Genomic DNA, 12,739 nt, shown 5'->3' with positions numbered 1-12,739 from the left:
TAGCGGCTCTACAATCCGATGGTTTGAACTTTGGACAGGGCAACACTGCCGCTGGCCAGGTTAAGCATTGTTTCTGCGCCATTGACACCCAGCGTGACGCTATTGACTGTGGCGGGCAGGTAAGTCGAAAACTGGGTGTTCTTGCCGTCAACCGCGCCTTCCGCCTTGAAGCTGTAAGTACCCGATGGCAGCGCGGTGCCGCTTGAATCCGTACCGTCCCAGGCGAAGTTGGTCGTGCCGGCGGTCTGGGCCCCCAGATCGACACTGTCGACCAGGTTCGATTGTGCGTCGTATACCTTGACCGTTGTCGCCGAGGTTGCAGCCGGAACCACGATCGAACCGGTCAGGCCCTTGGTGGTATCGACCGAGGTGCTGCTCGCATCAATGATCACTGAACGACCCACCAGCGATGATGCTTGCAAGGCCTGGGACGACTGGTAACTGGTTGCAATGGTGTCAACCGTCTTCGTCAGGTTCTGCATGCTTTCGAGGCTGCTGAACTGCGCCAGTTGCGCCACGAACTGGGTGTTGTCCTGCGGGTCCAGAGGGTTCTGGTTCTTCATCTGCGTGACGAGCAGTTGCAGAAACGAATCCTTGCCCAGCGTGCCTGTGGAGTTCGTGGTTGTCGGCGTAGGGTTTTGCAGCGTGTTCAAAAATGTCGATGAAACGCTGTTTGCTGTGGTGCTATCAACGGCCATAACGTTCGCCTTCTATCACTGACCGAGGGTCAGAACCTTCTGCATCATGGATTTAGCGGTGTTCATGATTTCAGCGTTGGTCTGGAAGGACCGGCTGGCGGAAATCATGTCGGCCATTTCTTCCACGACATTGACGTTGGGGTAATAGACATACCCGTCCTTGTCAGCGGAAGGATGATTGGGCTCGTAGCGCGCTTCGAGGTTGGAACTGTCTTCGATGATGCCGTTGACCTGCACACCCTGCCCCGCTTCACCCCGATCCTGGAACAACGAACCGCCTGTGGACTGCTGATCCTGCATCACGGTGGCAAACACCGGATGACGTGCGCGGTAGGTCTGGTCCATGCTCGAAGACACGGTCTCGGCGTTGGCGATGTTACTGGCCGTGGTGTTCAGACGCGTGGTCTGGGCACTCATGGCGCTACCGGCAATGTTGAACACATTGGCTAGTGACATGGATTATTCTCCGCGAAGGGCTGCAACCAGCCCTTTGAACTTGCTGTTGAGCAATGTGAAGCTGGCCTGGAAGCCCATGGCGTTCTCGGTGTAACTGGCCGTCTCGACCTGCGAATCAACGGTGTTCTGGTCCAGCGAAGGCTGCGACGGCGTGCGGTACATCAGCGTGCCGTCGTCATTGCCCATGCCCTCGGCTTCGATATGACGACTGTTGGTCTTGTTCAGCGCGAAATGACCGTTCTGGGTCTTCTCGGTTTCGGCAGCCAGCACCGAAGAAAACTCCAGATCACGCGCCTTGAAGTTCGGGGTGTCGGCGTTGGAAATGTTGTTGGCCAACACCTCTGCCCGCTGAGCCCGGAAGTTGAGGGCCTTTTCATGTATGCCTAGCGCTTTATCGAAGCTGATGCTCATTTCGGGAAACCTTTGCCGGTTGACCTGATTCTGTTGTTACTGACAAAGCAATCGGCGTGCCATGTTGTAAAACCCAATGATTGCAAGGGTCGCAGACGGCGCAGAGGCGGCAATGCCAGAAAAGCGGCAAGGCATTTCCGCTGTGGAGGGGCAAAGCGGCAAGGTGGGTGCCGTTTTTTTGCCAGTAGGGGGGTGTAGTTTTGGTGAATCGTCTTGTATTTGCGCTACAGGATCGTGGTAATGACCGATACACTCAGGCGCACAAGGAATAGGAATTAGAAAGGAGCTTCATCTTGGTCGACTCAATAGGCAAGAACAGTAACCCGAGCATTAACACTGCAAAAGCCGTGGCCTCCCCCACCACCTCACCCCTCACCCGCGATCCCTCTGCCACCTCAAACGAAAAACTGGCTTCAGGCAAACTTTCTTCTCTTTCTGTGCAACTCAGCGAAAGCGCAACGCGTGCGGCGTCCAGAGATGCGAGCCTTGGTCGTACAGCGTTGAGTGAAAAAAACAGTCAGCTGACAGAGCGACTGGTAGGAAGCAGCTACGACGCCAATAAAGCCAGGCACGATGCAGAGGTCCCCCAAAGCAACGATCCTGATCGCCTGGAACGCGCGAAAAACGCGACTGAATTCGTTAATGGCAGCGGAAATAACCCGTTTTCCGGCATGTCCCGAGACCAGCTTTCACTCATCGCCTATGACGAAAGCGGCGACTTTACAGTCAACGAGAAAAAGTCAGCCTGGCTGGAATCCTATCGCCAGGAGAGGATATGGCGCCAGCAAGTTGTAGCCGAAGGAAGCGCTGAATACAGTGCGACCGGCAAGCTGACTGATTTTTACACATCGGTTCTCGATCACTACAAAGAGCTGCCAGCCATCGAGCAGTCGCAATACCCTTCCAGCTATGAAACCAGACTTCAGGGCTGGATTGATCAAGACTTCAACTACAAAACGCACACCTCTGAAGGTGACGCTGATGCCAAGAGCCTTCTGGATAAAATCCTCGATCCTGACAGCGCGGTATTTACCGGACAAGGCACTGCCGGCACTGAATCCTGAACGTCTCTTTTTTGTGCCCCATCAACAACTGCCTGAGTCAAGCAACGAATCCAGTGGGTCAGCGCTCCATAACCAACTGCTCCCGGAGCCAATCCAGCAACATACGGACTTCAACCCGATTGTCGTCGTGACTCTTTTTATAAACTGAAATGGCGTCAGGCAACGGAACACGTTCTGCACAGCACTGCACCAACGCGCCCTCTTCAATAAGTTTTGACGCAGTTCGACGCCATCCCAATGCAACGCCATGCCCCTCCACTGCCGCCTGAAGCATAAGCGGATAGCTATCAAACACCGCACCTTGAGGATAATCCGCCCTGGTACTTCCAAACATCTGCGACCAGTCATCCCACGTCATGAATTCATGGGGCGTGGAGCGGTAGTGCAGCAGTTTGTGCAGGCGAAGCTCTTTGAGGCTCAGCAAACTGCCAGGCGCGAGATAGTCGGAGCGGCACACGGGAAAGACTTCATCGGCAGCGGTAAAAACCAGCGTGTGGCAACCACTGGCGCGTCCGGTGGTTTGCAAAGCCACATCGAAGTAGCCGCTGAATTCGGCGATGGGTCGCGTCGAGGTCACAACTTGAACCTCGACCCCAGAGTGTTGATCAAGGAAGGTGGATAGGCGTGGCATCATCCAGTAAAAGGCTTCGCATAGCTGGCAAAGCAGAACAACACGATGTTTGCGCCGTGATGTTCGAAGCGCCACAGCAGCATCACTGATGTTCAGCAACGCTGCACTTATCACCCCTCCTAACTCCCGCCCTTCCTCCGTCAAAAACACAGCCCGATTTCGGCGAATAAACAGCTTCAGACCGAGATCCTCCTCCAGACCCCGGATTTGCCGGCTGACGGCAGCCTGGGTGATGTGCAACTCGTCAGCAGCCTTCGAGAAACTTTCCAGCCGGGCAGCGGCTTCGAAAGGCAGCAGGCTGGCCAGAGGAGGCAGTGTTGTCCTGAGTTTATTCATAATCAGCTGTTATGTATCCCGAACCGAGAACTCGTTTGTAGCACATGCGCGACGGTGTGCAGTATGGGCGCAAGATCTATCGGAATTCAGCTAATGGTCACTGCCCGCTCCAACATCATCGCCGGATCGATGCTCGTCATTGTCGCAACACTGGCCTGGGCTCTGAACTTCATAGCGCCGTACGTCACTGGTACCTACAGTATTTACGACCTGACGATTATCAGGTTTCTGATCGCGGGCGCGTTGGGTGCATCAGGCGTAATCCTGTACAGCGCCCAACGGCGATCATTGCCCCGCTCTCAGCAGCTTCTCGCCGCAGGCCTTGGCGCCATCGGGTATTTAGGGTACGGCAGCTGTATCGCTGCAGGCGTCCTGTTCGGAGGCCCTGTTCTCACCGCCGCCTTGGTCGGACTGGTACCTGTCTTGCTCGCCCTGCTCGGCAATGCGAAAGAAAAGACGGTTCAATGGCGCAAGCTTGCATTGCCACTGACGTTGATCGTGGTCGGCCTTGTACTTTCAAATATCAGCAGTATGAATACTCCGCATATCGGAAAAACATCCTGGCTGACGGGCCTGTTTTTTTCGGTCTCGGCAGTGACGCTGTGGATCGCCTTCAGCCTGCTCAATCAAAGCGCCATGAAGACACTTCCCCGCGGTGCGACAGGTATCTGGACAGCGCTGATGATGGCGGGCGCAGGAACAGGCAGCGTGTGCCTGATACCGGTTGTACAGGCGCTTGGCCTCTTTAAACTTCCGAGCATCGGCTTCAGTGTCGAACTGGCAGGACATCTTTATTTATGGGGCCTGATAATCGCAGTCTTGTCTTCGGTGATCGGAGCGTGGGCGTGGAACTCAGCAACAAGACGGCTGCCGATGGTGCTTTCCGGTCAGTTGATTTCACTGGAGTGCCTGTTCGCAGCCGCACTCGGCTTTCTCTTTGAAGGCAGGTTACCAACACTCACTGAAGCATCAGGTCTTATCGCATTGCTCACAGGCGCAGGCATTGCGGTTCACCGCATTCTCAGCGCTGCTGGTGAGTCTGCAAGTGCCTGAAAACAGGATACCCACAAACTGAAGCCTGATACGCAGTCGCTGAAACGGGCGAATCCTCGCTCGCCCGGACCGCACTTCACTCAGAGGCCAAGCTCACTCAAACCAGGATGTTCATCCGGCCGCCGCCCCAACGGCCAATGGTATTTGCGCTCGGATTCTGCAATCGGCAAATCGTTGATGCAGGCAAAACGCCGTTGCATGAGGCCGTTTGCAGCGAACTCCCAGTTCTCATTGCCATACGAGCGGAACCAGTTGCCGGAGTCGTCATGCCATTCGTAGGCATAACGCACGGCAATGCGGTTATCAGTGAATGCCCAAAGCTCCTTGATCAGCCGGTAATCAAGCTCCTTGCGCCATTTGCGCTCCAGAAACGCCTGAGCCTCAGCACGGCCATTGACGAACTCGCTGCGGTTACGCCAGTAGGTGTCTTCGGTGTAGGCCAGCGCAACTTTCGCCGCGTCGCGGGAGTTCCAGCCATCCTCCGCGCCACGGACTTTCTGGATGGCGGTCTCCAGGGTAAAGGGTGGAAATGGCGGTCTTCCTTTATCACTCATCTCAGCGTCCTCAGAACGGTTTATAGGGCAGGAATTTTCCATTGAGGGTGATCACGGCTCGCTCGCCCCCTTCCGGATCCTCGACTTTCTTGATATCGAGCTTGAAGTTGATGGCGCTGATGATGCCGTCGCCGAACTGCTCATGCACCAGTGCCTTCAGGGTTGTGCCGTAGACCTGAACCATTTCGTGGAAGCGATAGATCGTCGGATCACTGGAGACGTCTTCGGCATTGCCGCGCAACGGGATGGTTTGCAGTTCGGCGACCGCGTTCCTGTCCAGCCCGAGACGCTCGGCGACCACCTCGGCCACCGCTTCCGGCAAAGGGTGCTGGCCGAGTAGCGCAGCGGTGACATAGACCACGCTCAACCCGGTACCTTCTGCAAGCCCGGCCCAGGTAAGGTTCTTTGCGGTCTTGGCCTGTAGCACACGCTCAGTCAGATTCTGACGCGGCGCTCTGGAAATATTGCTGTGCGGCATAGGTAACCCTCCGGAATGAATTCACGTCAATCACAGGATCGGCAACTATCACCATAAGATCCAAGACTGATTTATGATCATCGCCATAATCCTGACTTATGGTGATGCCGTGCTGTTACGCCATATACGCTATTTGCTGGCAGTCGCCGACCATGGCAACTTCACCCGGGCGGCCGAGGCGCTGCATGTCTCCCAACCGGCGTTGTCGCAGCAGATCAGGCAACTGGAAAGCAGCCTGGGTGTGCAACTGTTCGACCGCACCCGCCGCAGTGTCGTGCCGACCGATGCCGGTCGCGTGTATCTGGACCATGCGCGTCGCTGCCTGCTTGAGCTGGATGCAGGCAAGCGTGCGCTCAACGATGTCAGCGATCTGTCACGCGGACAACTGCGCCTCGGGGTAACGCCAACCTTCAGTGAATACCTGATAGCACCCTTGATCGACCGCTTCAGCGCGCTGTATCCCGGTGTGGCAATCATCCTCACAGAGCTGCCTCTGGAGCAGATTACCGAGGCACTAATCAGTGATGCGCTCGATCTGGCCATAGGGTTTGCCGGCAGTCATGCCGTCGAAATAGACAGCCAGCCTCTGTTCGATGAACAACTGTGCCTGGTCATGGCCAGGCCTGGTCCCGACAAGCAGGCCGCGCTGACACTTGAGGATCTGCAAACACTTCGCTTTGCCTTGCTGGCGCCCGGATTCGCCACTCGCCAGTTGCTGGATGCATGGTGTCAGATGCAGAACTTCAAGCCGATCGTTGGCCTGGAAGCCAACTCGATTGCCATTTTGCTCAAGGTCGTCACTCAAGGCCGCATGGCGACCATTCTTCCCGATGCCATCGTTCGCGAGCAGCCTGGGTTTCGCGAAGTTCAGACAATCCCGGCCCTGCCTGGGCGGACGGTTGCGCTGCTGCGGCGTAAAAACGGATACCAGAGCGCCGCCGCCAGCGCTTTTGCAACACTGGTGAGCGAAATCAGAACGCAAACATGAATCCGAAGGGCAAACGAAAAAGGCTGTTTTCGTCTACCCACAAAAAAAGAGACCCGAAGGTCTCTTTTTTCACGACAAGCACCCAGCAAACCATCATTTGGCCTTGTAGATAATCCCCGGGCTGCACTGGACCATCTGGTAGTGATCAGGCAGACCATTGAGCGCTTCGGAGGCACCCAGAAACAGGTAACCGCCTGGCTTGAGCGTGCCGTGAATGCGCAGCAGGATGTCTTTCTTCACTTCAGCCGAGAAGTAGATCAACACGTTACGGCAGAACACAATGTCGAACTTGCCCAGCGCCGCGTAGCTGTCGAGCAGGTTGAACGAGCGGAATTCCACGCGACTCTTGATCGGCGCCTTGACCACCCAGCGGCCCGGGCTTTTTACGTCAAAAAAGCGCTGCAGACGATCCGGCGACAGGCCGCGACCAATTGCCAGGCTGTCGTACTCGCCTGTCTTGCAGTTATTGAGCATCAAGCCCGACAGGTCCGTTGCCACGATCTGCGCGCCCGACTTGAGCTGACCGGGGTTGGCACGCTCGAACTCGTCGATGGACATCGACAGCGAATACGGTTCCTGACCCGACGAGCAGGCCGCCGACCAGATGCGCAAGCGCTGGCCGGGGCTGGCCTTGATCTGCTCGGGCAGCACCTTGTTCTTCAACACTTCAAACGGGTACGTGTCGCGAAACCAAAGGGTTTCGTTAGTGGTCATGGCATCGACCACCTGCTCGCGCAGGCCACTGCGCGGCTGGGTCTGAATACGCTGGACCAGCTCGCCCAACGACTTGATGCTCTGCTGCTCCATCAATTTGTTGAGACGGCTGGACACCAGGTACTGCTTGTTTTCCCCAAGCAAGATGCCACAGGCTTTTTCCAGAAATACCCGGAACTGATCAAAATCCAAATTACCCGTAGACAAGGTGCCGCCTCTCAAATCATGTGAATCACCGGGGACGACGCCCCCGGATGGTTATTCTGCTGCCTTGATCCGCGCAACAACCCTGGCCGCCAGGTCGTCAGGCCGGAATTTGGCAAGAAAGTCATCAGCGCCGACCTTCTTGACCATCGCCTGGTTGAACACCCCGGACAACGAGGTGTGCAAGGTGATGTGCATCTTCTGCATGCGCGGGTCATTACGTATCGCCGCTGTAAGGGTATAGCCATCCATCTCCGGCATTTCAATGTCGGAGATCATCATCAGGAACTCTTCTTCCGGCTTTTTGCCTTCTGCAACCATCTTCAGCAGGTAATCCAGCGCCTGACGACCATCGTTCAGTGCGACCACTTCAACGCCGACGGTTTCCAGGCAACGGCTCACCTGCTTGCGCGCCACCGACGAGTCGTCAACCGTCAGAACGCGCATCGAGACCGCCTTGTGCTGAGTCTCGACATCAATGACACCCACCGAGATCTCTTCGGAAACCGGCGCTACTTCGGCGAGAATCTTCTCGACGTCAATGATTTCCACCAACTGATTGTCGACCCGGGTAACGGCGGTCAGGTAATGATCGCGCCCGGTGCCCTTGGGTGGTGGATGAATCTCTTCCCAGTTCATGTTGACAATGCGTTCGACCGAATGCACCAGAAAACCCTGAACCTTGGTGTTGTACTCAGTAATGATGACGAAGGAATTAACCAGCGAAATCATCCCGGCGGAGCCTGTCGCCATCGCCAGATCCATGATCGGAATGGTGCCGCCGCGAATATTGGCGACGCCCCGAACGATCTTGCTCGACTTGGGCATGACGGTGAGTTTGGGACATTGCAGTACTTCTTTGACTTTGAAGACGTTGATCCCGTAGAGCTGCTTGCCGTCGAGACGAAACAAGAGCAGCTCCAGGCGATTCTGACCCACCAGCTGAGTTCGCTGGTTTACCGAATCCATTACACCTGCCATGCCGAACCCCCTTACCAAAATGACCGCCGCCCACACACCCGATCAACAAGCGGCACGGGCTTTGCTATTTATAACCTCATGAACGCAAAGACGACAATTTCTCGACACCTCGCATTAGAAACCCGCAGGCTTCTGTGCGCAATCGCTCTGCTGTGCCTTTGCGGCGCGGGCAACCTCGCCCGTGCAGAGAATTTCACACTGCCTGAACAGCTTATCGGCGTCACCCAAGGGTTTCTTGAGTTCACAGTAGAAGACTATTTGGCAACCAACCAGATTGATGGACGTCACGACATACAGGTCAAGCAGCTCGACCCGCGTTTACGGATGGGTGCCTGCGACAAGGATTTGACAGCTACGCTGGAAAGTCCTCGACCGGTTGGCCGGGTCACCGTGCGGGTTCGCTGCGAAGGTTCGTCGCCCTGGACCGTGTTCGTGCCCGCCCAGGTACAGCTGTTCCGCAATGTCGTCACGGTGATGCGGCCGCTGAAACGCGACGCCATCGTCACTGAAGAAGATGTTGCGATGCGCGAGCGGGATGTCAGCAGCCTGGGTCAGGGCTTCCTGGCCTCGCTTGATCAGGCAGTCGGCCAGAAGGTTGTCCGACAGATGGTCATCGACCAAGTCATTACACCCGTGGCGCTGGAGCAGCCGCAAATGGTTCACAAAGGCGATCAGGTGGTGATCATCGCGCGCACTGGCACGCTGGCGGTTCGCATGCCTGGCGAAGCGATGTCCGATGGTGGGTTCAACGAGCAGATCAGGGTGAAGAACCTCAATTCCCAGCGGGTGATAAAAGCCAATGTCACCGGCCCAGGGCAGGTGGAAGTGGCCATGTAACGCATTGATGGTGGCGCGAAGGGTGTGTTTTTTTTTAGACTGCGGGGAATGCCCGACGGCAAATGTCGTCTATTGGGAAGCTTTCTCACAATCAGCCTAAAGTTTGATCGGGGTTGGCCGAAAACAAGGCAAGCGTCCAAACACCCAGAGGTTTTTCAATCATGGTCATAGATTTCAGTCGCCTTAATAATTCACAGCCTGTCGCCAGTACGTCGCGTACCGGGGCCAGTAAAGACACCGCCAAAACCGATGCGCCCGCACCTGCAGCGACCGCAGGCGTGAAAAGCACCGGGGAAACGTTTTCCTTGAGCAGTGAGGCTCAACAGTTGCAGAAAATCACGGACAAGCTGAACGATTTGCCCACCGTCAACAGTGCACGCGTCGCCGAGCTCAAACAGGCCATCGCAGACGGTAGCTATAAAGTCGACAGCAACCGTGTTGCCAGCAAACTGTTGAATTTCGAAACCCAACGCTAAGCCACGGCTCGCGCTGGATATTCTGGACGCTTAAAAACCAGAGCATGCGATGCAAGACACTACTTTGCTGCAGATGATTACCGACGATATGGTTGCTGCCCGTCAGCTTCTCGCGCTGTTGCAGGCCGAATCATTGATTCTTCACGGCCGCGACATGGGCGAGATGGAGCAGGTACTGGCGCAGAAGCAGGCGCTGGTGATCCTCCTTGATCAGCATGGGCGCAAACGCAGCCAGCTCCTTGCGGGCATGGGTCTGCCAGCCAATCGTGACGGCCTCCAGCAACTGGCCGGTCAGTCGGACGTCGGCGAGCAATTGTTGACGTGCGGCGATGAACTCAGTGCTTTGATCAATGAGTGCCAGATTCTGAATGATCAGAATGGTAGTCTGATCCAGTTGCAACAGATCAGCACTGCTCATCAGCTTCGGATACTCAACGGCGGCGATACGCCGACGCTTTATGACAGTCGCGGATCGACCGCCCTGAGAGCCAAGCCGCGCCCCTTGAGTCAGGCGTAACTTCCTGTATCAAGGTTTTGCGCGTAGTGGCAGAATGCCTGTTATTGCGTTGCCGTAGTATTTTGCCTGGAGATTCAAGAACGTGAATGGCTCAAGCGCGGACGATGCTCCGCAGCCCCCGAAGGTCCTCAATACACCTTTGGAAATTGCTGCAAACCTGCGGCTGCTCGTCGAGAGTCATGATCCGTTGATCATTACCTTTCATGAGCGCGCCCAGCGCTTCCAGAGCTATCTGCTCGAAGTCGACCGCGACAGCAACAGCATGGCGCTCGACGAAATGATCCCCCGTGATGGCGAACGCTTCATCGGCAACGGCGAACCCTATCGTGTGGAAGGTTTTCACGACGGCGTGCGTATCGCCTGGGAAAGCTCTGCGCACATGGACATTGTCGAAGCTGACGGCCAGCGCATGTACCGCGGCCCGATGCCCGACGAGGTGATTTATCACCAGCGTCGCAATGCATTTCGTGCAGCGCTGAAGCTGGCACAACTGGTTGATGTCGAGATCGGCGGCGAACGTCTGAAATCAACGCTCACCGGCAAACTGCTGGATATTTCCGCAACCGGCTGCAAGTTGCGCTTTGAGGGCGATGTGTCTGACCGCATGCAACTGGGCCAGGTTTACGACAGGTTTATAGCCAAATTGCCATTTGGCGCCATGACCGCACCCGTCGAACTGCGCCATCTGTACTTCGAAGAACGCTTTCACACCACCTTTGCCGGCGTGCGCTTTCACAACATGAGCGGGCTGGTACAGCGGCAGGTCGAGCGGTTTGTCTACCAGTTGCAACGTGAGGCACGTCGCTTCGATAAAGACGACGATTTCTGACAGAAACACCGCATCACCAGTGATTGCGGCAGCCCTGCCGCAATCATCCACTCCCCTCCCGCTACATTCAGGCCTTCCAGGTCTCGCGCTCGCCCTCACGCTCTTCCTCTGGCTTTTCCTCATCGACCCCGGCATCAGCCGCGACCTCAGCTTCAGGCTCAAGCCCGGGCTCTTCGGCAGCCACTTCCGGCTCGACGGCCGTCTGCATCTGGTCCTGCACCACCTGCTCATCCACACGCGGGTCGAGCGCCACCACCAACGGCGAACTGGACATACTGTCCGGCATTGCCACGTGGTGCAGTGGAGCGTTTTCCACCTGATGCAGGTGAGTAACGGCCTTGGGCCTGATCAACAGCACGAGAATCGCCGCAGCGCCGCAGACAAACACATACAGCATGTGGCCGCCGAAAACTTTCATGACCACACCCGCAGCCAGCGGACCAATGCTCGCGCCAATCCCGTAGGTCATGAGCAGCATCGCGGTCAGCGACACACGCCGCTCGGCCTCGACGTGGTCATTGGCGAATGCCACGGCCAGCGGGTAGAGACAGAACTGCATCAGCGAGGCCAGGAAACCGACGCCGAACAGCACCTCGACCGGCACGCTGGGGAACACCGCCAGCGGCAGTGAAGCGACAACCAGTGCAGCCGCAAATACCCGCATCAGCACGGAGCGGTCATAGCGGTCCGACAACAGGCCTAGCGGCCACTGCACGAGGAAACCGGCAAGAATGCAGCAACCCATGAACAGACCGACCTGCTCGGTGGACAGCCCCTGTTCGGCAGCGTAGACCGGCGCAAGACCGTAGAACGAACCAATGATCAGCCCCGCACCCAATACCGCCGTCAGCGATTGCGGCACGCGTTTCATGAAAAAGCGCGGTTCCAGCGGTGCCGGGTGCAAAGGCGCCGGGTGAATGGCGCGGGTCATGGCAACGGGCACCAGACACAGGGCAAAACACAGCGCCACCAGCATCAGCAGCTCAGGACCCAGTTGCGGGTGGACCACCAGCACCAACTGCCCCAGCACGAGGCCGAGATAGGACGCAATCATGTAGCCGCTGAACACCATGCCGCGTTGCTTGGCCTCGGCCTGCTCGTTGAGCCAGCTCTCGATGACCATGTATTGGCACATCATGCCCAGACCGACGATCACCCGCAGCACCAGCCAGGCAGGCAGCCAACTGATCAGACCATGCCCGAGCACGGCCGCACCGACGATCCCGGCGCAGGTGGCGTAGGCGCGAATGTGACCGACGCGGCCGATCAGGCGGTGACCGATCTTGCCGCCCAGGACCAGACCGAAATAGTTCGCGGCCATCAACGCACCGACCCACAGGCTGTCGACCTGATCGGCCGCCAGGCGCAGGGCCAGATAAGTGCTCAGCAGACCCGAGCCGATCAACATCATCAACGAGGCAAAATAAAGCGCTCGAAAGGACTTCCAGATTTGGCGCATCAACTTTCCAAAAATAGGGAGTCGCCCGAATGGGCGAGCCCGACACTGCGATT

16 protein-coding genes are annotated in these 12,739 nt (G+C 56.8%); 7 read left to right on the top strand and 9 right to left on the bottom strand.

What is annotated here, in order from left to right; all coding sequences use genetic code 11:
• Positions 1-8: 8 nt before the first annotated feature.
• From flgD to flgB, 3 genes are read right to left on the bottom strand one after another with little or no spacing between them, the layout of a single operon-like run.
• On the bottom strand, positions 9-698 hold the full coding sequence (gene flgD, locus I9H07_RS07460; protein ID WP_058825131.1) for a flagellar hook assembly protein FlgD: 690 nt from the start codon (positions 696-698) through the stop codon (positions 9-11).
• Between the two features lie 15 nt (positions 699-713).
• A complete protein-coding gene (gene flgC / locus I9H07_RS07455) occupies positions 714-1,154 on the bottom strand; it encodes a flagellar basal body rod protein FlgC (protein WP_024672530.1) in 441 nt (146 codons plus the stop codon).
• A gap of 3 nt (positions 1,155-1,157) precedes the next feature.
• The gene (gene flgB / locus I9H07_RS07450) at positions 1,158-1,565 is read right to left on the bottom strand and encodes a flagellar basal body rod protein FlgB (protein WP_024672529.1); all 408 of its coding nucleotides are present in this window, start codon (positions 1,563-1,565) and stop codon (positions 1,158-1,160) included.
• A gap of 293 nt (positions 1,566-1,858) precedes the next feature.
• On the opposite strand from flgB, the gene I9H07_RS07445 reads away from it, so the two are divergent.
• Complete coding sequence (locus I9H07_RS07445) at positions 1,859-2,629, top strand: hypothetical protein (RefSeq protein WP_236424759.1); 771 nt, start codon at positions 1,859-1,861, stop codon at positions 2,627-2,629.
• Between the two features lie 58 nt (positions 2,630-2,687).
• Here the strand turns inward: I9H07_RS07445 and I9H07_RS07440 are convergent, their stop codons facing one another.
• A complete protein-coding gene (locus tag I9H07_RS07440; protein ID WP_236424757.1) occupies positions 2,688-3,596 on the bottom strand; it encodes a LysR substrate-binding domain-containing protein in 909 nt (302 codons plus the stop codon).
• Positions 3,597-3,689: 93 nt separating this feature from the next.
• Between I9H07_RS07440 and I9H07_RS07435 the strand changes: the two genes are divergently transcribed.
• Positions 3,690-4,649 (top strand): DMT family transporter, encoded by a 960-nt coding sequence (locus I9H07_RS07435; protein WP_236424756.1) that lies wholly within the window; start codon positions 3,690-3,692, stop codon positions 4,647-4,649.
• 80 nt (positions 4,650-4,729) lie between these two features.
• Here I9H07_RS07435 and I9H07_RS07430 read toward each other — a convergent pair whose 3' ends face one another.
• Both I9H07_RS07430 and cynS read right to left on the bottom strand, forming a co-directional pair.
• The gene (locus I9H07_RS07430; protein ID WP_058390809.1) at positions 4,730-5,203 is read right to left on the bottom strand and encodes a DUF1348 family protein; all 474 of its coding nucleotides are present in this window, start codon (positions 5,201-5,203) and stop codon (positions 4,730-4,732) included.
• Between the two features lie 10 nt (positions 5,204-5,213).
• Positions 5,214-5,681: a cyanase gene (gene cynS / locus I9H07_RS07425; RefSeq protein WP_058390808.1), complete on the bottom strand. Its 468-nt coding sequence runs from the start codon at positions 5,679-5,681 to the stop codon at positions 5,214-5,216.
• 73 nt (positions 5,682-5,754) lie between these two features.
• Here cynS and cynR point away from each other — a divergent pair, with 73 nt between their 5' ends.
• Positions 5,755-6,669, top strand: coding sequence for a transcriptional regulator CynR (gene cynR / locus I9H07_RS07420; RefSeq protein ID WP_236424754.1), 915 nt, complete (start codon positions 5,755-5,757; stop codon positions 6,667-6,669).
• Between the two features lie 93 nt (positions 6,670-6,762).
• On the opposite strand, the gene cheR is transcribed toward cynR, so the two are convergent.
• Together cheR and I9H07_RS07410 are read right to left on the bottom strand one after the other, a co-directional pair.
• Positions 6,763-7,590: a protein-glutamate O-methyltransferase CheR gene (gene cheR, locus I9H07_RS07415; protein ID WP_024672523.1), complete on the bottom strand. Its 828-nt coding sequence runs from the start codon at positions 7,588-7,590 to the stop codon at positions 6,763-6,765.
• A gap of 51 nt (positions 7,591-7,641) precedes the next feature.
• Entirely contained in the window at positions 7,642-8,568 is a 927-nt protein-coding gene (locus I9H07_RS07410) for a chemotaxis protein CheV (protein WP_024672522.1), read from the bottom strand.
• 78 nt (positions 8,569-8,646) lie between these two features.
• Between I9H07_RS07410 and flgA the strand changes: the two genes are divergently transcribed.
• From flgA to I9H07_RS07390, 4 genes are all read left to right on the top strand, one after another.
• Positions 8,647-9,405, top strand: a complete 759-nt coding sequence (gene flgA, locus I9H07_RS07405; protein WP_024672521.1) for a flagellar basal body P-ring formation chaperone FlgA — start codon at positions 8,647-8,649, stop codon at positions 9,403-9,405.
• A gap of 161 nt (positions 9,406-9,566) precedes the next feature.
• On the top strand, positions 9,567-9,881 hold the full coding sequence (gene flgM, locus I9H07_RS07400; protein ID WP_024672520.1) for a flagellar biosynthesis anti-sigma factor FlgM: 315 nt from the start codon (positions 9,567-9,569) through the stop codon (positions 9,879-9,881).
• A 49-nt stretch (positions 9,882-9,930) separates the two neighbouring features.
• Entirely contained in the window at positions 9,931-10,398 is a 468-nt protein-coding gene (locus I9H07_RS07395) for a flagella synthesis protein FlgN (protein ID WP_024672519.1), read from the top strand.
• An 82-nt stretch (positions 10,399-10,480) separates the two neighbouring features.
• Entirely contained in the window at positions 10,481-11,227 is a 747-nt protein-coding gene (locus I9H07_RS07390; RefSeq protein ID WP_024672518.1) for a flagellar brake protein, read from the top strand.
• A gap of 67 nt (positions 11,228-11,294) precedes the next feature.
• On the opposite strand, the gene I9H07_RS07385 is transcribed toward I9H07_RS07390, so the two are convergent.
• Positions 11,295-12,686, bottom strand: coding sequence for an MFS transporter (locus tag I9H07_RS07385; RefSeq protein ID WP_236424753.1), 1,392 nt, complete (start codon positions 12,684-12,686; stop codon positions 11,295-11,297).
• Between the last annotated feature and the right edge of the window lie 53 nt (positions 12,687-12,739).

Origin of the sequence: Pseudomonas syringae, from assembly GCF_023278085.1 — a bacterium.
Classification (GTDB): Bacteria; Pseudomonadota; Gammaproteobacteria; order Pseudomonadales; family Pseudomonadaceae; genus Aquipseudomonas; species Aquipseudomonas syringae_Q.
This window is presented reverse-complemented; position numbering and strand designations above follow the sequence as displayed.

Bases quoted from the DNA above. Each gene is read 5' to 3' on its own strand.
- flgD (WP_058825131.1), bottom strand. From the start codon at position 698: ATGGCCGTTGATAGCACCACAGCAAACAGCGTTTCATCGACATTTTTG.
- flgC (WP_024672530.1), bottom strand. From the start codon at position 1,154: ATGTCACTAGCCAATGTGTTCAACATTGCCGGTAGCGCCATGAGTGCC.
- flgB (WP_024672529.1), bottom strand. From the start codon at position 1,565: ATGAGCATCAGCTTCGATAAAGCGCTAGGCATACATGAAAAGGCCCTC.
- I9H07_RS07440 (WP_236424757.1), bottom strand. From the start codon at position 3,596: ATGAATAAACTCAGGACAACACTGCCTCCTCTGGCCAGCCTGCTGCCT.
- I9H07_RS07435 (WP_236424756.1), top strand. From the start codon at position 3,690: ATGGTCACTGCCCGCTCCAACATCATCGCCGGATCGATGCTCGTCATT.
- I9H07_RS07430 (WP_058390809.1), bottom strand. From the start codon at position 5,203: ATGAGTGATAAAGGAAGACCGCCATTTCCACCCTTTACCCTGGAGACC.
- cynS (WP_058390808.1), bottom strand. From the start codon at position 5,681: ATGCCGCACAGCAATATTTCCAGAGCGCCGCGTCAGAATCTGACTGAG.
- cynR (WP_236424754.1), top strand. From the start codon at position 5,755: ATGATCATCGCCATAATCCTGACTTATGGTGATGCCGTGCTGTTACGC.
- I9H07_RS07410 (WP_024672522.1), bottom strand. From the start codon at position 8,568: ATGGCAGGTGTAATGGATTCGGTAAACCAGCGAACTCAGCTGGTGGGT.
- flgA (WP_024672521.1), top strand. From the start codon at position 8,647: ATGAACGCAAAGACGACAATTTCTCGACACCTCGCATTAGAAACCCGC.
- flgM (WP_024672520.1), top strand. From the start codon at position 9,567: ATGGTCATAGATTTCAGTCGCCTTAATAATTCACAGCCTGTCGCCAGT.
- I9H07_RS07395 (WP_024672519.1), top strand. From the start codon at position 9,931: ATGCAAGACACTACTTTGCTGCAGATGATTACCGACGATATGGTTGCT.
- I9H07_RS07385 (WP_236424753.1), bottom strand. From the start codon at position 12,686: ATGCGCCAAATCTGGAAGTCCTTTCGAGCGCTTTATTTTGCCTCGTTG.